This is a genomic window from Mesorhizobium sp. LSHC420B00 (assembly GCF_000503055.1).
Classification (GTDB): Bacteria; Pseudomonadota; Alphaproteobacteria; order Rhizobiales; family Rhizobiaceae; genus Mesorhizobium.
Window position 1 is genome coordinate 36,288 of sequence record NZ_AYVY01000043.1, and the last position, 18,281, is coordinate 54,568.

Consider the following 18,281-nt stretch of genomic DNA (forward strand, 5'->3'; position numbering starts at 1 on the left):
GGACGTTGTGTTCACGTTCATGAGGTGATCGAGAAGGCAGACCGGGAGGTTTTCCGCTGCAGTCTCTCTGGCCAGGCCTCCGATCGGTGGCTGGAGGTTCCGGCCTGGATGTTTGATCGCGCGGTCTGCACCGCGTGGCGCATTGCCGCTGCCCCACATGTCGATCCCAGAACGCTTGGCGTCTTGGTGACACTGCTGCAGGACGCGACGGCCAATTCCCACACCCCATCGCAATTGGAGGATTCGGGCGCAGCATCGGATCCTCACGACGCGAATCGGGGAGAGGTCCATGCCGCGCCAGCCCACGACATATCAGTTCGATCTGTTCTCCAACCCGCACGATGCGGAGACCGCGCAGATGCCACCATGGCAGGCGCTGCCGGAAGAGACGCGCCTGACGCTGACAAAGCTGATGGTGCGCCTGATCCTCGACCACGTCGACGGCGAGCGCGCCGTTCCACGGGAGGAGGCACGCCATGATGCATGAGAAGATCCGGCCCCACCATCTGGAGCGCAAGGCGATCCTGTATGTGCGTCGGTCCTCGCCCCATCAGGTTCTGCACAATCGTGAGAGCCGCGCCCTGCAGTATGCGATGCGCGATCGCCTGGTGGCACTCGGCTGGTCTTGCATCGAGACGGTCGATGATGATCTCGGCCGCTCTGCTGCTGGTGGTGTCGCGCGAGCGGGCTTCGATCGGATGGTCGCCGCAGTCTGTCTCGGCAAGGTTGGGGCGGTTGCGGCGCGGGAGGTATCGCGCTTCGCCCGCAACAGCCGCGAATGGCAGCAGCTCATCGAGATGTGCCGCGTCGTCGATACCGTGCTGATCGACCAGGAGACGGTCTACGCACCGCGTCAGGGCAATGACCGGCTGCTGCTGGGATTGAAGGGCAGTCTCAACGAGTATGAGCTCGATCTTCTGCGTCAGCGCTCCTTGTCGGCCCGCTATGAGAAGGCCCGGCGCGGTGAACTCGTCGTCGCTTCCCCGGTCGGCTTCGTGAAGGTCGGCGACCGGCTGGAGAAGGATCCCGACCGTCGCATGCAGGAGGCCATCACCCTTGTGTTTGACAAGGTGGCGGAACTCGGCAGTGCCCGCCAGGCCCTGCTCTGGTTCCTCGAACATGGGCTGGATTTGCCTGCCAAGCGCAACAATGGCGATGTGGTCTGGCGCAGGCCAAGCTATGCGACCATCCACCGAATGATCGAGAACCCGATCTACGGCGGCGCCTACGCCTATGGTAAGACTCGTGCTGCGTCGGGATATGATGCAACAGCCATTCGTTCGCGCAGCCGCCGTAAGGCGCGTGATGAATGGCTGGCGCTGATCCCGGGTGCACACGAAGGCTACGTCGGCTGGAAAGGGCGGAAGCAATCCGCAAGATGGTGAGCGACAACGTGCCCACGAGCCGGCATCACGGGGCGCCCAAGCATGGCGACGCTCTGCTCGCCGGCCTTGTCCGCTGCCGGCGCTGCGGCCGCAAGCTGACGGTCCGCTACACGGGAACCAAGCACAACATTCCGCGCTATTCCTGCTGGCGTGGTCTGCTTTACAATGGCGAGCCGCGTTGCATCGCCTTCGGTGGACTACGCGTCGACGACGCCATCGAGGAAGCTCTTCTGCGGGTTGTCGAGCCGGCAGCGATAGCCGCGGCCGTCGAGGCCGAAGCGCAAGCGGCCAGTCGCCGCGATCAGGTCCGCGATGCTCTGATGCGCGATCCCGAGGCGGCACGCTACAACGCCGATCGGGCGTTCCGGCAATACGACGCCATCGATCCGCAGAACCGGCTGGTCGCGGCGGAACTGGAGTTGCGATGGAACCGGGCGCTTACGCGTGTCGGCGAGATCGAGAGCAGGATTGCCGCGCATGATGCCTCGACATCGGAGCCATCACTTCTGTCGCCAATACACGTGACCGCGCTCGCCGCCGATCTCAAGGCTGTATGGGCGGCGCCGACGACGGATGCAAGGCTCAAGAAGCGCATCGTTCGCACCGTCATCCGGGAGGTGGTCGCCGATATCGATGACGAAGCGTCAGAGATCGTTCTTCTGATCCATTGGGTTGGCGGCGTCCATACTGAACTGCGCCTGCCGAAGCGGCGCCGTGGACAGCGCAACAGCACGTCCGGCGATATCATCGCGGCCGTCCGCCAACTGGTGCTCATCGCCAATGATGATCTGATTGCTGGCATCCTCAACCGCAAGGGGCTGGTGACCGGCCACGGCAATCGATGGACACGCGAACGGGTCACCGCGCACAGGTCGCATCATAAGATCCCTGTCTTCCGGCCGGCGGCGGACGGCAAAGAGCCATGGCTTAACCTGAACAAGGCGGCGCGCCTTCTCGGCGTTGCACCGAAGACCCTCAGGCTCGCCGCCGAGGCGGGCGAGGTCGAAGGCGTTCATCCTCTGCCGGATGGTCCATGGGTCTTCAGCCGATCAACGCTTGGCGAACCGGCGGCTCAGCGCATCGTCCATCGCGCGCGGCAAAACCCAAAATACCCCACGGGATCGCATCCAGATGGGCAGGGCAAGATCGTGCGGGAAGCGAAGGTGGCGACGAGCCGGAGGCGATTATTGCCTGGTTTTCGGCGCTCGAAGTACCGCTTGCGCGGATTGGCCTTGAGGCAGGCCCGCTGTCGCCGCTGCCCAGTCGCCAAAGGCCGCCGGGATCGGCTTGCCCGCGCTGCTGACAGCTGATCCAGCAACCGCTGCAGCCGACGGGCAGACGCTTGTCGGGAAGCCGCGCAAAGCTCTTCCTGCCAAGCGGCTTCGCTGCTGCTGGTCTTGTCTCGCATCCGTGACGCCTCCGTGATTCGGCGTTAGACAGAAACACAGCAGATTCATACGGGGCAATAGGTCCCCCGACGATGTGGGTAATCGAAAGCCGCTGAAGTCCGGTGAAGGTATCACCGGCGCTTACTGTGAACCGAGGGGCGGTGCGCAACCACGATCCCGTTCACCCAGCTAAGACCTCCGCATTGGGAGATCAGTTCCGCTCTCCATTCTCGTTAGATATCCGACCAATCTTCTTTTTTCACCGCTGAAGAGGCCGGTTTGGACAAGCGGAGCTTTCGAGTCCGGTTTCTCGACTTCAGGTGGGTGTTGAAATGCGCAAGATGAGCATCGAATCGGAGTAGGGATTCACGCGCGGCTTCAGCGCCCTGTCCGGCAATCAATGCGCCCAGCACTTCCGCCACCGCAAACGCAGGTGTCATCGTGTGAAGGAATGAAGGACTTTCTGTTTGGACAAGGACGACGACGTCGGTGACGCGGGCCAGTGGAGCAACCTCGCTGTCGGTAATGGCGACAATGGGAATGCCATGTTGATGCGCATATTCCGCGAGATCAAGCGTCGCGCGTGTGTAAGGAAACACACTTGCCGCAAACAACACGTCGTCGCGGGTGGCACGGGCAAACGCATCCGTACCCGTGCCGGCCACTGCATCGAGAATAACGGATTTTTCCCGAATCATCGACAAGATGTAGTGTAGATGCCAGACGATCGCGTGGCTTGACCTCAGGCCGATGCAATAGACGCAACTGGCAGACGCAAGGCGCCGAGCGCCCGATATTATTGCGTCAAGTTGGGAGGATTCGGCTAGCTGCAAGATTTGCGCCGCTTGAATTCGAAGAATCTCGCGAGCGAAACCATGGTCGCCTTTGCGTTTCTGGGTGACCGCTTGCGCGTCGGCCTTTCGCGCGAACCCCACGTCGCCGTTGCGAACCGCATCAGCGTACAGATGTCGAAGTTCGTCGTACCCCCCGAGGCCGAGATACTTGGCCAATCTTGTCATAGTAGCTGGCTGCACCCCGGCCAGACGCGCTTGATCCCGCATGGACAGCAATGCGACATCATGTGGATGATCGATAATATAGCGCGCCGCCAACTGGAACTGCTCCGACATGGCGTCGAAGCCGGCAACCAATTGCTCCGAAAGAGGTCCGTCAACCATGACCCACACGTAACGCAACGTTTTGACGTGTGCAACACGTGGTTCACTGTCAGTGACAGTTCGCCTGACCGGTTTCGAGTCGCTGAGAAGCCGCCGGAAGTCCGCGACGCCAATTCGGGGCTGGATGAGGAGGCATACAGGTCTTGCCACGCTCGACGCAGCTCGGCCGCACTAGCTCTGGGAAGGCCAATGCCTTCGAGGCTTTTCGCTACACCTGCGACCAGCTCGGCATTTGACCCGGCCAGCTTGCCGCCGGCAAGCCGACGGTTGTTCTCGAAGCGGATATGCCCGCCGAGCAGAGCTGCCGCGGTTACGCAGGCGGCTTCGCGTTCACCAAAGGCGCACACGCTCCAATGGGCAAAACGAGGCTTGGCTGCGTTGATGAACGGCAACAGGTCCGCGGGACGCGATTTCTGACCAGGGGTGTAACGTCCGAGCACGAAAAGAACCGGAACCTGGTTCCATGGGATGAGGCCTCGGCGGTGATATTAGCCCAGACAGAACGTCTCGTCCGGATCATAAAGAATGACCTGCGGCAGAATTTCTTCAGCGCGGAGCCAGTCCAGCAACTTTGCGAATCCGGATTCGTGAGCCTGCGTGGGGACCAACTCGCGTAATGCCAAAGACACGGCCTCCGGCCGGGTCTCCTTGATGACCGCGATCTGTTGCTCCGGACTATAACGACCAAGCGCTTCGCTCGTAACCTGGACGATCATTTCATCGCCGACGACCTCGCCGATGGCATGTATGACCTCGCGATATGCCGAGGCGTCGAGGAGATGTCCGCCATCCCGATCCCGCACATGAACGTGGATTAGACACGCACCCGCATCGAGACACTCCTGAGCCGTTTGCGCCAATTCGACCGGCCTCAGCGGCAGGGAAGGGTGTTCGGCCTTACTGAGTTTGCCGCCGTTGGGAGCGACGCAAAGCGCCGTCCGCTGTTCGAAATCGCTCATTTCACACCGCCTGCTGACTGATTTTCGGCCTGGACGACAAACAATCGGGCCGGCTTCATCGCCAAGCCTGACCCAATTAACACTGATCTACACAGAACATCGTTGCAAGAATGCAACATGTGACACATGACAACGCCCGCTCATCGCTCCGTGCTTTAGGGAGGCAAGAACCATGGCCTGCGTCCAAGGCGACCAGGCCTAGTTCGTTCCCCTCGGTTTGCGGAGGATTGATCCATTCGATGCATCGTGAAAAGATGTGAAACATATGTTGCATACGTACATCAATTGTGCTTAGTCTCATCGGGAGGTGCCAGGGAAATTAATCATGTTTCTGGGCAAGCCGGTCGAATAATGAGCGCAAACGTGAGACTTTCATGAGCAAGATTTTGCATCGCTCAATCCACGCAGACCTGCCAGCGGCTGTTGGCGGTCGTGGTATCGAGTTGTTCGACGCCGACGGCAAGGCTTACATCGACGCGTCCGGTGGCGCCGCCGTATCGTGCCTGGGTCATGGCCATCCGGATGTATTGGCGGCCTTGCACGAGCAGCTCGACAAGCTGGCCTACGCGCACACGGGTTTCTTCACCTCGGAAATCGCTGAGCGGCTGGCGGATCGCCTCGTTGCGGATTCGCCGGATGGTATCGACTACGTCTACCTCGTCAGTGGCGGCTCGGAAGCGATGGAGGCGGCACTCAAAATGGCGCGCCAGTACTTCGTCGAGAAAGGGGAGGATCAGCGTAGGCACATCATCGCACGCCGTCAAAGCTACCACGGCAATACGCTTGGCGTGCTGGCAGTCGGTGGCAATGAGTGGCGCCGAGCCCAGTTCAAACCGCTGCTTATCGAAACCCACCACATACCGCCATGCTACGCATATCGCGGTCGCCTGGCCGGGGAGGGCGAGTATCACTACGGGGAGCGCGTCGCCAACGAGTTGGAGGCAAAGATCCTTGAGCTCGGACCGGACGAGGTGATAGCATTCATTGCGGAAACGGTCGTTGGCGCGACAGCGGGCGCGGTGCCCCCGGTAGATGGCTATTTCAAGCGGATCCGCGACATCTGTGACCGCTACGGTGTTCTACTAATCCTCGACGAGGTAATGTGCGGTATGGGGCGCACCGGGACACTTCACGCATACGAACAGGAAGGTATCGTTCCTGACTTGCTAGCGATCGCGAAAGGGTTGGGCGGCGGCTACCAGCCTGTTGGCGCGGTGCTTATGGGACGCCATATCTACGACGCTTTTGCGACCGGCTCTGGCTTGTTTCAGCATGGCCATACCTATATGGGGCACCCGTTGGCTGCGGCGGCAGCCCTCGCAGTGCAGGACGTCATCCGGGAACATCGTCTACTCGACAACGTCGTCCGGATGGGAGAGCTGCTAAACCGTCGACTTCGGGAGCGCTTCCATGATCATGACTACGTCGGCGATATCCGCGGTCGCGGCCTATTGCGTGGCGTAGAAATCGTTGCCGATCGCGATGAAAAATCGCCATTCGACCCGTCCCGCAAAGTCAATGCGGCGGTGAAACGAGAAGCTATGGCGCGCGGGCTGATGGTATATCCGATGGGTGGCACTATTGATGGCACGCAAGGCGATCACATCCTGCTCGCGCCCCCGTTCATCGTAAGCGCGGGCCAGATCGACACGATTGTGCAGCGTCTGGGCGATGCCGTAGACGCCGCTATCGCCAGCTGTGTTGGCGGACCAAGATAGTCTGTGCCACTCAGCTATAGAGATCAAATGGAAACCATAACCAAAGCCTACTTTCCCGCCGAAGTGTGAAGCCACACACGTGCGGCTCAGCATCGCAGGCTTTAAAGAAGCGGGGCGCCACGGCACGACCCTGTTCGCGCCTCTGAACGTCCTCGAGGGCGCGGTCGCCATCGACATCAGGAGTTCATCCACTTACTTAAGGCCGCAACATCTGGCGTCGGCCAAATACGCCTGCTGCGTTCTTATCTGGCCCGCCCGCTGATGAAACAGATATCCGACGCAGGACGCTCGAGGAATGCCTCGCACTGATCCCGGGCAGCCCTGAAGGCTGGGAAGGGGCGTCAGCATGGGGCGAGCAGTTTGCCTCACTCCCCGCCAGAGGCGGGCCAGTTTTTGTTGGTTCAGTTCAGCTCGATGCACTCTCGCGATCGCCCTTCCTCAAGCCCCGGCAGGAGATAGAAGAGCCGCGTGGCGTTTGATGATCCATATGAAACATGTTCTGGCAACTACAGACATTTGTTGCAAAGTCGGTGGCGGCAAGCTACGCTTTGAACTGCCGCCGGTCAGGGAGTGCGCCCGTGACAGCGGAAAACAACGAAACACAGGGGAATACTATGAACAGACTTATAACCAAGGTTGCCGTGGCGGCATCGCTTGCGGCGGGGATCGCGGCTGCGACGAACGTAGCTAATGCCGGGAGCGTGCTCGACAAGGTGCTGGAGTCAAAGACGCTGACGGTGGCAGTCGGGACGGACTGGGGGAAAATGTCGTTCCTAAACGACAATCATCAGCTCGACGGTTACGATATCGACGTTGCAAAGGGTGTCGCTGAACACCTTGGCGTGCAGATCAAGTTCGTTACGCCGGGCTGGGACGTCATCGCCTCAGGCCAGTGGCAAGGCCGTTGGGAAATGGCCATGGGGCAGATGACTCCGACCGCGGCTCGAGCTGAGAAATTCGACTTCCCTGTTATTTACTTCTATGATCGGGTTGTGGCTGTTGTGCACAAAGATAGCAAGGCGACCAAGCTTGCCGATCTAAACGGCAGGACGATCGGAGTTGCCGCGGGCTCCGCGGAAGAATCCTATGCAAACCACACCTTCGCCGCAGATTGGGAAGGCAGTGCACCCGTGAGATATCAATTCAAACCTGGCGCAGTCAAGACATACGCAAGCACCAATGTGGCGTTCGATGACCTCCGGCTCGGCGATGGAGTTCGGCTTGATGCGGTTATTACAGTCAGAACTGTTGTGAGTGATGCAATAAGCGCTGGCTATCCCATAAAGCTTCTTGGCGATCCATTATATTCCCCGCCGGGCGTGATCCCAGTGCTTCATGGCGACAAGGAATTTAGTGACAAGATTGCGGCCGCCGTCCAGAGTATGAAAGATGACGCTACCCTCTCAAAGCTGTCAATCAAGTGGTACGGGGTGGACTACACCACAGAAAAATAGAGGTGATAAACTCTATGGACCAAGGCGCGCCTGGGTCGCGTCTATTTTCAGAGGGCTGCCCATGCTCTATCAGGATACGGTTGAGTCCGAGATTCTTGTCCATAAGCCGTGGTTCATCGCCTCGATCTTCGCGGTCGTGCTCGCTGTGTTTTTGGCGTGCAANGAGATTCTTGTCCATAAGCCGTGGTTCATCGCCTCGATCTTCGCGGTCGTGCTCGCTGTGTTTTTGGCGTGCAACCTTACGGGCACGGCCATGGGCGAGTTCATGCGGCCGGTCATCGGCGACCCGCTGACGAGCGGCCTCTACGGGCGCTTCGCGATCGCGTTTGTGATTGCGGTCGTGCTCTGCCTCAACCTCGTGATGATCGGGTTTGCGCCACTGAAGGTGCAAATCGGTATCGTGTGGTTTGAGCTGCTGATACTTTTTCTCGCTTTCGTTGAAACGTTTAACTTAAGTCTGCCCTTCATTTGGAAGAACCTGCCCTTCCTGATCACGCAGGGCCTGGCGACGACGATCTATGTTTCCGCGATCTCACTCGTATTCGCGTCGATCATCGCGATCCTCGGCGCCGTCGCCAAACTGTCGAGCAACGGCTTCGCCTATGCCATCACCAGCTTTTACACATCGTTTTTCCGTGGTCTGCNCCGTCGCCAAACTGTCGAGCAACGGCTTCGCCTATGCCATCACCAGCTTTTACACATCGTTTTTCCGTGGTCTGCCGCTGCTGATGCAGATCTACCTGATCTATCTCGGCCTGCCGCAACTGGGCATTGTGATCAATGCCGTGCCATCGGGCATATTGGCGCTTTCGCTGTGCACCGGGGCATATATGACCGAGATCTTCCGCGCTGGCATCCTGAGCATCGACCGCGGCCAATGGGAGGCATCCCGGTCCATGGGCTTCGGCTTTGGCCTCACGATGCGCAAGATCATCCTGCCACAGGCGCTTCCCGTCATCATTCCCCCGATGGGAAACTCGTTCATCGCGATGCTAAAGGACAGCTCGCTCGTCTCGGTGCTGGGCGTGTGGGAGCTGACGTTCCTTGCTCGAACCATCGGCCAGCCGACCTTCCATCACATGGAGATGCTGATAACGGCAGCAATTATCTATTGGATCGTGTCAATTTGCCTCGAGCTGATCCAATCTCGGATTGAGCGCCACTACGCCAGGAGCAAGGTCCGATGATCATCGACAACATGAGTCCGGTAAGATCCGCCCCAAGCCGGTACGATCCTTTGGGGACGCCGGGCGAGGTGCCGTGCGAGTCGCCTTCGGATCAGGACCATGACAAGGTCATCGAAGCGACGCACGTATCGAAGTGGTACGGCAGCTTCAGAGCACTGACTGACATCAACCTCACCGTCCGAAAGGGCGAGCGCATCGTCATCTGCGGTCCCTCCGGATCGGGAAAGTCGACGCTGATCCGCTGCTTCAATCGGCTCGAGGCGCATCAGGAGGGCGAGATCACCGTCAACGGGATCCGCTTGCACAGCAAGATGCGCAACGTGGCTGAGGTTCGCAAAAATGTCGGCATGGTGTTCCAGCACTTCAATCTCTTCCCGCACATGACGGTGCTGATGAACTGCATGGCAGCCCCGATGTGGATCAAGGGCATGCCTAAGGCGCAGGCAGGGAAGGTTGCGTTAAAATTCCTTGAGCGCGTACGTATACCCGAGCAGGCGAACAAATTCCCCGGACAACTCTCTGGAGGACAACAGCAGCGCGTCGCGATTGCCCGTTCCCTCTGCATGGAGCCTGCCGTCATGCTCTTTGACGAGCCGACATCGTCGCTCGATCCGGAGATGGTCGCCGAAGTGCTCGAAACGATGACCAGTCTCGCGCGCGACGGCATGACCATGGTCTGCGTCACCCACGAGATGGGCTTCGCGCGCGCCGTTGCCGATCGCGTCATCTTCATGGATGCAGGCCAGATCGTCGAACAGGGCAAGCCGCACCACTTCTTCACCAAGCCGCAACACGAAAGAACAAAGCTCTTCCTCAGCCAGATTTTGAAACACTGAAGCGCCCNACCACTTCTTCACCAAGCCGCAACACGAAAGAACAAAGCTCTTCCTCAGCCAGATTTTGAAACACTGAAGCGCCCGTCCAATCGCTTTAGATCTGAGGCATTGCAGTGCGGGTGGGCTTTCAAGGCGTATGGGTTGTGATTCATTCTGTGGAGGACACTGCCCGCTTCGGCCGCTTAGAGGCCGTTTTGAAAATCGGCTTGCTGGGGTTTCGTCTGAGGCTGGGTTATGATTCAAGCTGTGGATGTGGACCAAACAGAGACGTGGCCGGATGGCCCAGATCGCCAAGAAGACCAAGCGCTACCCGTCTGATTTGACGGATGAGGAGTGGGAGCAGTTCGCGCCGCTGATGCCCAAGCCTGGGCGGCGTGGCCGTCCGCGCGAGGGTGATTTTCGCGAGGTGATCAATGCGGTGCGCTCCTGGTCCGTTCGGGTTGTGACCTGCCACTGAATTTTCATCCGGCTGCAGTTAGAGCCTCGGCGGGTTTACGCCGTATGGCGCGGGTTGAGCAACGGGTGATCGGCGGAGCTGGTCGGGGTTGCGCAGCCGATCGTCCGTTGCGGTGAGATTGGCGGCATAAGCCGCAGGCGTGATGTATCCGAGCGCCGAATGTGGGCGCGATCGGTTGTAGTCGTCTGCCCATTCGGCGATGGTTGTTCGGGCATGGTCGAGGCCGAAGAACAGGGTTTCGTTCAGCAACTCGTCCCGCATCCGCCCGTTGAAGCTTTCGCAGAAGCCGTTCTGCATCGGCTTGCCCGGCGCGATGAAGTGCCATTCCACCTGATGATCCTTCGACCAGGCGAGGATCGCGTTCGAGGTGAACTCGGTGCCGTGGTCGGAGACGATCATGCCCGGCTTGCCGCGCCGGGCGATCAGTTCCGTCAGTTCACGCGCCACCCGGCGGCCGGAGATCGAGGTGTCCGGGATCGCAGCCAGGCATTCGCGCGTCACGTCGTCGACGATGTTGAGGACGCGGAAGCGCCGGCCGCAGGCGAACTGATCATGGACGAAATCCAGCGACCAGCGCGCGTTCGGCTTCGCCTGAACCAGGATCGGTGCCCGCGTTCCTACCGCTCGGCGCCTGGAGCGTCGCTTGCGCACGGCCAGTCCTTCTTCGCGGTATAGCCGGTAGATGCGGTTGATACCCGATGCCTCGCCTTCGCGCCTGAGCAGAATGAACAGCCGCCGATAGCCGAAGCGCCGGCGCTCGTTGGCCAGGTCGCGTAGCCGGCCGCGCAGTGCCGCCTCTGGCGCTCGGCGAGACTGGTAGCGGATCATCTTACGATCGGCGTCGACGAAGGAACAGGCCCGACGCTCCGACAGGCCCATCGTGGCCTGCAGATGCGCGACGGCTTCGCGCTTGGCGGCGGGCCCTACCATTTTTTTGACAGAAGCTCGCGCAGTGCCGAGGCTTCCAGCATCTGGTCGGCGAGCAGCTTCTTCAGCTTCGCGTTCTCGTCTTCCAAGGCCTTCAGCCGTTTGGCATCGGAGACGTCCATCCCGCCATACTNGCTTCTTCAGCTTCGCGTTCTCGTCTTCCAAGGCCTTCAGCCGTTTGGCATCGGAGACGTCCATCCCGCCATACTTCGCCTTCCAGTTATACAGCGTCGCCTCGGAGATCCCATGCTTGCGCGCCAGGTCGCCCGCCTTCGCCCCCGCTTCGTGCTCACGCAGAACCGCGATGATCTTCCGTAAACCGCTTTCTCTTCATCAGTCCGTCCTTCAATCGAGGCCGGACTCTAATCTCAGATGGAGGAAATTACCCGTGGCAGGTCAGTTGCGGCTGGCGGATGCTGCCGATCCACTTTGGACCCTGGCAGACGGTCTATGGCTTGGTTTCGAGAGCTGGCGCGGCGGTTTCTGTTCCAGACCGTCCACGATGTGGCGCTGATGCTGGATCGTGAGCGGGCCGGCAGAGCTGGATACGGCGGCAAATGAAGGTGTGACGCAGGTCGTGAATACGCACCTCGCCATGACCGCCACGCGCGGTCCAACCAAGGTTGGTGCGAAGCTTCTGGAAACCCTTATTGATCCTCCGCTTCGCAATGAATCCGCCCGCCGGAGACAGGAAAAGCGGTGAGTCCTCGGTGAGTGCACCATGAGGCGCCCGACCGCCAGATAGCGGCGTAGAGAAACCGGCGTGGCGGCCATCGAAGCGCAGATGGAGAAGGCTGCGGGCGGCTCGAAAGCGAAGCGCGCTCCACGTCCTCGCTGATCGATCTCGGTCTGCGATCCAGCGAAGTCGTCAAGCTGCAGCTTGACGACATCAACTGGGCCGATGGCACGATCAAGCTTGTCGGCACCAAGAGCGGACGCGCGGATGCTCTGCCACTACCGTCCGAGACGGGAGCGGGGATCGCAGCCTATCTGCACGAGGAGCGGCCCGCGACGTCGAACCGGGCCATATTTGTTCGCCATGGTGCCCCCTACGACGAGCCGATCACGACGAAGAGCGTCAAACGCGCAGTGCTGGCCGGCTACCCACGATGTGGATATCCCGCTCACCTGCCCATGTCCGCGCATCCGGCGCCTCAAGGATCGCCTGCATCTCCTCGCGTGACAAAAATCCCAGGACCGGCCGGTCGAACCGTTTCATCGGAATGGCCAGCACCTGTTCGATGATGGGGAGCGGCCAGGTCGTAGTGGGCGGCATACTTAAGGAAAGAGCGAAGTGCCGCCAGGCGGGCGTTGTGAGTATGGGCGCCGTTGCTCCGCTCCTTCTCCAAGTGATCGAGGAAGCTCAGGATCAACTGCGCATCGAGGTCGGCCAGGGTCGGCCGGGTGGGCGCCTTTCCAATCGTCGCCTTGGCGAAGTCAAGCAACAATCGGAAGGTATCGCGGTAGGCGGCGATGGTGCGCGAACTGACGGCTCGCTGATTGCCCAGATGCTCGACGGAAAAGCGTTCCAGCAGGATGGGGAATGCCAGCTTGGAGTCAGTCATGATGACCCCCTCCAACCGTAGAGGCGAACAGCTCGAACCGTTTGCCAGTCGCTGTCTTGACCGGTACGAAGCGCATGGTCGGCCGGCTCATCGCCTCGCATGGCCCTTCGGCATCGGCCGCATCGTTCTTGCCGCGCTTGACGTACGGTTCACATGAGGAGGACTGGATCAAGTTTTTTCAGGTCATACGTTTCTCCAATATATTTTCGGATCTCGGTCCGAACCCTTTCTGTGGAACGCGTGTCAGTGACCTGCGCGCTCAAGCTCACATACGGTTGCCGATGATGTCGGCCGCACCATCATTCCGCATCCTGCGGACAGGGTTCGGGAGGACGGGACCATTCTTAACTTCGGCATGCGAGGCCATACCCTACGCCGGTTCGTCCCCCGGATCCGCCGGAACTGATCGGGTCCCGGTGGAAACAGTTTCTGCCTCTGGGTCGGTGGTTAGTTGGTTTTCATTCTGGCCCCCTTCAATCACGATGCCGCTTAACGAACTTCCACAGAGCGACAAGCAGTTTCCGGGCTAGGGCGACGATCGAGACTTTCTTGGAGCGCGGGCCCAGCTGGCGCACCCTGTCGTGATACCAGCGGGCGAGGGCCGATCCCGGTTGGTGTCGCAGCCACAGCCATGCCATCTCGACGGCGATGGCGCGCAGGCGGGGATTGCCGGCCTTCGAGACGCCCTGTTCGTGATTGATCGTGCCGCTCTTCCAGGGTGTCGGTGCAAGACCCGCGTAGGCTGCCACCTGGCGTCTGTTCTCGAAGGTCCGGAACAATCCTTCGGACCACAGGGCACCGGCGAAGCCTGTGCCGATGCCCTTGAGGCCGAGCAAGATCCGCACCGGTTCCGGCTCCGACCCCGCGGTCGCAGCCTCGCCCAGAAGCGCATCCCGCTCGGCCTTCACCACATCGATCTGCTGGTTCAGAAGTTCGATGATCTCCAGCTGGCGCAGGGCCAGCGCCTTGAGGTAGTGCGGCAGGGGTCGGCCGTCCCCGGTGCGCAATTCCTCGAGGCGTTCTCGGCGGTCTTTGTTTCGAGGTTCATAGTCTGCGATGCCTTGCGCGAAGAACAAGCCCTTCAACCGGTTCGCATGCCGGATGCGTTCGCCAATGAGCGTCTTCAGTTCCCGGCAAAGGCGCAGACGATCCTCTTCGGCCGGCGTTGGGACGCGCACCATCGCGCAAACCCGGGGCTCGCCACGCTTCCACGCTAGGAGCGTGCGCAAAAGGGCCTCCCCGTCGATCCGATCCGTCTTGGCCCGGCGGTGGCGGCGCGATACCGCGATCGAGGCAGGGTCTACGACATGGCTCTCGATCCCTTCCGCGATCAGCGCGCGGTGGATCCAGAACCCGTCCAGCCCTGCCTCCTGGATCACGATCACAGGGACAACATGGCCGGTCCGGCGATGAACATCGCGCTGCGTATCCCGAGAAGCGCTTCAGCAGCCCCGGCAAATCTCCGCCCTGAACCTGATACCTCGACATCTTGGCGCCCAGCGGCGCCGCAAGGGCCGTCACCAGCCAGGTCGAGCGGCTGAGCTCCAAGGATATGAAAATCCCGGTGCAATCGGAGGCAGTGACCGCATGCGCGGCAGTGAATTCGGCAGTCTGCATAGCAATGGTCTCCATCGAGAAAGTGGGTTCCCCGACTCTTCCAGAGCCAAGGGCGCTTGTCTCCTCCTCATGGAATCTTGACATATTGCGGAGGGATCAGCTTCACTTCGTGCCCGAACGACTGCAGGAGACGCGCCCAGTGGTGCGATCCGCCGCACGCCTCGATCGCTACCACTGTCGGCGACAGCTTCTCGAACAACGCTACCATCTCCTTGCGCAGCACCGGCTCCTCAGCTGCGTTCACGCCATGGAGCTGGAAGACGTGCTTTGACGTGTCGATGCCAATTCGAATAATTTGATCCACGGACGGTCTCCTTTGCTTGAGATCTGCAACGACCTCATTCTGGCACATCGATGCCTTGCGGGGTCCGTCCACATGGGGTAATCGCGGGAGCGACGCGCCCTGGAACCGATCATAGCCTTGGAGGGTGGCTGTTCCCCGATAAGATGAAATACGGGCTCACGACTGGACGCCGGGCCCAGCATCAACGGAGAACAGCCATGGAAGAACATATCGGTCTCGACGTGTCGATGAAAGAGACGGCAGTGTCGATCCGCCGTGAAGGCGAACGGATCTGGCGCGGGAAGTGCGCATCTGATCCCAGGATCATTGCCGAGCTTGTCCGCAAGCGGGCGCCGGCCGCAAAGCGCGTCGTGTTCGAAACCGGCCCGCTGTCAGTTTGGTTCTATCATGCGCTGCGCGCCGAGGGATTGCCAGCCATCTGCATCGATGCGCGCCATGCCAAAGCCGCTCTCGATATGGCGGCGAACAAGACGGATGCGAATGACGCCGATGGTTTGGCGCGTCTTGCTGAAGCAGGATTCTTTCGCGAGGTGCGCGTGAAAGGCTTCGACAGTATGTTGACCCGCACGCTCGTGGCAGCACGCACTCGGCTGGTCCGGATCACCGTCGAGCTTTCCAACCAGATCCGAGGGATCATGAAAACGTTCGGCTTGCTCGTTCCCGCCGGTAAGGGAACTACATTCGAAAAGAATGTCCGGAGCCTTCTTATCGATCAGAGCGAGCTTGCTCCTGTCGTCCTACCGATGTTGGAAGCCTGGCGCAGCATTCGCATCCGTGCCGCCGAGCTTGGGCGCCAGCTTGTCGCAGATGCACGTCAAAGCCAAGCATGCCGCATACTCATGTCGATCCCCGGCATCGGCGCCATTACCGCAACCTCTTTCGCCACTGCCATTGAAGATCCGGGCAACTTCAAGAAGTCCCGCTCTGTTGCCGCTTGGATCGGCCTGACAACTCGCCGCTACCAATCGGGAGAAGTCGATTATGACGGCCATATATCCCGACGCGGCGATCGACATTTGCGGGGACTTCTCTATGAGGCTGCGGCGGTCATCCTGACACGCAGCTCGATCGACAGCAGCCTGCGCACGTGGGGCCTCAAGCTCCGGGAGGGTTGGCTTCAAACGAGCTGCCGTGGCTGTGGCGCGCAAACTGGCGGTGATAATGCATTCGATGCTCAAGACCGGTGAGTTCTTTGATCGAAATGCAGGCGCCACAGCATGAAATCTTGCGAATAGCGTTCAGGATCTGAGCGCCTGAGACGTCCCTGCCGGGACGTGAGCCGAGCCATTCCGCTGATGGGGTTGCACCGCTGTCTCAGCAAAGTGCGTCGTCCACATTGAAGGCTCGTCCGCGGAGCTCCATCATGCGGCGACTGATGTCGAGCGCGAAGACAACCATGCACCCGGCAGCGTCGTCTCGACGCAATTACATGCTTGACGTCCCAGCGGCGATTAGACAACCCCAACATCATGCGGCGGCCCAAGCGCCGACCGCGAAGAGAAGCGAGTGACCCCCGGAACGGTCCAGAAAAAAGTGCAGGAGCATCTTGACCAAAACGACTCCAATCAGAGAGGCCTCTTAGTCAGATCTTCTCACACGGAGTTGCCATCTAGTCAGTGTAGCATGCAGCGTCTCCATAGACCCGACCAAGGTCACTGCGTGGTTGTTCTATGGAAAAGGATACGGCCTACGTTGGTAGGAGAATACTGCCAGCTTACGAAGCGGCGATAAGACGGATCTGCGGCCGGGCATGACTTTCCACTTCATGACAGGCCGATGATAGCGATTGGCGTATTGAAGTTACTGAAAGTATCCTGATCATTGTGAATGCCTGTCAAATGTTCCGCGCAAGTTATGGTCATGGACTGAGAATCTGCAGGTAAGTGTGCTCGCAAGTGATCTGCAAGGCTTAATATTGCGGTGAACGGCAGCAAGTGCAGGTCGAGGAGTTAAAGCGCCAGGAACGAGTGTTGAGGCCAAGGGCAGGAGTTCCCCTTACGGGCAATCGGCTTTCAACCATCTGGGTTCCAGATGGATTTGATATCGATATTATTCTTGCTAACTGATGGGACCGATCAGACAGTGCGACCATGGGCAACGGCATAAATCAACGAGCTCACCGCTGCTCCGACTTGGACACCCAATCGGATTTCCTTGCCGCAATCCCACGTCTTAGGTGCGGGAACGGAGCCGTGGCAATAACCAAACCCACAACCACAGGGGAAACGTCACATGAACAAGTTCATAACGACGCTGGCGGCCGCGGCCTCGCTGGCAATTGCGTCCGTGGCTTCGTCGGGCCATGCCAATGCCGGCGCCGTGCTCGAAAAGGTGCTGGAGACAAAGACGCTAACAGTGGCGGTGGGGACGGACTGGGGGCCAATCTCACATTTGGACGAGAATCACGAGCTCGTTGGCTATGACGTGGACATCGCCAAGCAGATAGCAAAATCCCTTGGTGTGGAGGCCAAATTCGTGACACCGGGCTGGGACATCATCACCGGAGGCAGGTGGGAGGGCCGTTGGGATGTTGCCATGGGTCAGATGGTGCCGACCAAGGTCCGAGCAGACGTGTTTGACTTCCCGGCCGTCTATATGTGGGGACCGAATTCCGCCATCGTTCACAAAGACAGCAAGGCAACCAAGCCTTCCGATCTTGAGGGTAAGATGATCGGCGTTACTGGGGGCACCTCAGCAGAGGCTTATGCAAATCATAGTCTGACGCCAGCCTGGAAAAACGCCAGCCCCGTTCACTATCAATTCAAGCCGGGCGAGGTGAAGACTTACGGAACTTCCAGCATTGCATTTGATGACCTTCGCCTCGGCGAGGGCGTTCGCCTTGATGCGGTTCTCACAGACACCACGGTCGCACGCGATGCGATCAAGGCCGGCTACCCCTTGAGGATTCTCGAGCCGGCGCTGTTCTCGGCGCCGGGCGCTATCGCGGTTCTCCCTGGCGATAAGGAATTCAGCGACAAGATTGCGTTCACCATTAAGCAAATGAAGGACGATGGCACGCTCTCCAAACTTTCGATGAAGTGGTACGACGCCGATTACTCCAAGGAACAGTGAGGTCGCAGCTTTATGCGGCCCGGGTTAGCTCGGGCCGCCATGTCATGGAGGATTCCCCATGCTCTATCAGGATACGGTTGAGTCCGAGATTCTTGTCCATAAGCCGTGGTTCATCGCCTCGATCTTCGCGGTCGTGCTCGCTGTGTTTTTGGCGTGCAATCTTACGGGCACGGCCATGGGCGAGTTCATGCGGCCGGTCATCGGCGACCCGCTGACGAGCGGCCTCTACGGGCG

Annotated in this window: 9 protein-coding genes and 11 pseudogenes; 13 read left to right on the plus strand and 7 right to left on the minus strand. The window is 59.8% G+C overall.

Annotated elements, in window-relative coordinates; genetic code table 11:
- Nucleotides 1–289: 289 nt before the first annotated feature.
- From X760_RS71120 to X760_RS78550, 3 genes are read left to right on the plus strand one after another with little or no spacing between them, the layout of a single operon-like run.
- Complete coding sequence (locus tag X760_RS71120; RefSeq protein WP_023722661.1) at nucleotides 290–487, plus strand: hypothetical protein; 198 nt, start codon at nucleotides 290–292, stop codon at nucleotides 485–487.
- The gene (locus X760_RS78545) at nucleotides 477–1,385 is read left to right on the plus strand and encodes a recombinase family protein (protein ID WP_023722662.1); all 909 of its coding nucleotides are present in this window, start codon (nucleotides 477–479) and stop codon (nucleotides 1,383–1,385) included. The genes X760_RS71120 and X760_RS78545 overlap by 11 nt, the downstream gene beginning before the upstream one ends.
- Complete coding sequence (locus X760_RS78550) at nucleotides 1,379–2,695, plus strand: zinc ribbon domain-containing protein (protein WP_023722663.1); 1,317 nt, start codon at nucleotides 1,379–1,381, stop codon at nucleotides 2,693–2,695. Before X760_RS78545 ends, X760_RS78550 begins: the two co-directional genes overlap by 7 nt.
- Before the next feature lie 311 nt (nucleotides 2,696–3,006).
- On the opposite strand, the gene X760_RS71130 is transcribed toward X760_RS78550, so the two are convergent.
- Both X760_RS71130 and X760_RS71135 read right to left on the minus strand, forming a co-directional pair.
- Nucleotides 3,007–3,951: a MurR/RpiR family transcriptional regulator gene (locus tag X760_RS71130; RefSeq protein ID WP_023722664.1), complete on the minus strand. Its 945-nt coding sequence runs from the start codon at nucleotides 3,949–3,951 to the stop codon at nucleotides 3,007–3,009.
- Between the two features lie 161 nt (nucleotides 3,952–4,112).
- Nucleotides 4,113–4,910: pseudogene (locus X760_RS71135) on the minus strand (3-keto-5-aminohexanoate cleavage protein); the annotation flags it as partial.
- Between the two features lie 374 nt (nucleotides 4,911–5,284).
- On the opposite strand from X760_RS71135, the gene X760_RS71140 reads away from it, so the two are divergent.
- From X760_RS71140 to X760_RS71160, 5 genes and pseudogenes are all read left to right on the plus strand, one after another.
- Nucleotides 5,285–6,628, plus strand: coding sequence for an aspartate aminotransferase family protein (locus X760_RS71140; protein ID WP_023722666.1), 1,344 nt, complete (start codon nucleotides 5,285–5,287; stop codon nucleotides 6,626–6,628).
- A 614-nt stretch (nucleotides 6,629–7,242) separates the two neighbouring features.
- Nucleotides 7,243–8,082: a transporter substrate-binding domain-containing protein gene (locus tag X760_RS71145; RefSeq protein WP_031195222.1), complete on the plus strand. Its 840-nt coding sequence runs from the start codon at nucleotides 7,243–7,245 to the stop codon at nucleotides 8,080–8,082.
- Between the two features lie 265 nt (nucleotides 8,083–8,347).
- A pseudogene (locus X760_RS71150) lies at nucleotides 8,348–9,269 on the plus strand (amino acid ABC transporter permease).
- Nucleotides 9,266–10,105, plus strand: a complete 840-nt coding sequence (locus tag X760_RS71155; RefSeq protein ID WP_245278775.1) for an amino acid ABC transporter ATP-binding protein — start codon at nucleotides 9,266–9,268, stop codon at nucleotides 10,103–10,105. The pseudogene X760_RS71150 and the gene X760_RS71155 overlap by 4 nt, the downstream one beginning before the upstream one ends.
- Before the next feature lie 250 nt (nucleotides 10,106–10,355).
- Nucleotides 10,356–10,567: pseudogene (locus tag X760_RS71160) on the plus strand (transposase); the annotation flags it as partial.
- Here the strand turns inward: X760_RS71160 and X760_RS71165 are convergent.
- Nucleotides 10,567–11,823 (minus strand): annotated as a pseudogene (locus tag X760_RS71165) (IS3 family transposase). The pseudogenes X760_RS71160 and X760_RS71165 overlap by 1 nt on opposite strands.
- A 67-nt stretch (nucleotides 11,824–11,890) precedes the next feature.
- Between X760_RS71165 and X760_RS75760 the strand changes: the two are divergent.
- Nucleotides 11,891–12,029 (plus strand): annotated as a pseudogene (locus tag X760_RS75760) (transposase); the annotation flags it as partial.
- Between the two features lie 614 nt (nucleotides 12,030–12,643).
- On the opposite strand, the gene X760_RS71175 reads toward X760_RS75760, so the two are convergent.
- From X760_RS71175 to X760_RS71185, 4 genes and pseudogenes are all read right to left on the minus strand, one after another.
- Entirely contained in the window at nucleotides 12,644–13,054 is a 411-nt protein-coding gene (locus X760_RS71175; protein ID WP_245278776.1) for a site-specific integrase, read from the minus strand.
- A gap of 49 nt (nucleotides 13,055–13,103) precedes the next feature.
- Nucleotides 13,104–13,205, minus strand: a pseudogene (locus X760_RS76880) (IS110 family transposase); the annotation flags it as partial.
- Between the two features lie 219 nt (nucleotides 13,206–13,424).
- A pseudogene (locus tag X760_RS71180) lies at nucleotides 13,425–14,671 on the minus strand (IS110 family transposase).
- Between the two features lie 76 nt (nucleotides 14,672–14,747).
- A pseudogene (locus tag X760_RS71185) lies at nucleotides 14,748–14,975 on the minus strand (IS110 family transposase); the annotation flags it as partial.
- Between the two features lie 197 nt (nucleotides 14,976–15,172).
- Here X760_RS71185 and X760_RS71190 point away from each other — a divergent pair.
- From X760_RS71190 to X760_RS78560, 4 genes and pseudogenes are all read left to right on the plus strand, one after another.
- Nucleotides 15,173–16,196: pseudogene (locus X760_RS71190) on the plus strand (IS110 family transposase).
- 472 nt (nucleotides 16,197–16,668) lie between these two features.
- Nucleotides 16,669–16,899: pseudogene (locus X760_RS78555) on the plus strand (hypothetical protein); the annotation flags it as partial.
- 308 nt (nucleotides 16,900–17,207) lie between these two features.
- Nucleotides 17,208–18,047, plus strand: coding sequence for a transporter substrate-binding domain-containing protein (locus X760_RS71195; RefSeq protein WP_023722682.1), 840 nt, complete (start codon nucleotides 17,208–17,210; stop codon nucleotides 18,045–18,047).
- A gap of 58 nt (nucleotides 18,048–18,105) precedes the next feature.
- Nucleotides 18,106–18,281 (plus strand): annotated as a pseudogene (locus tag X760_RS78560) (amino acid ABC transporter permease); the annotation flags it as partial.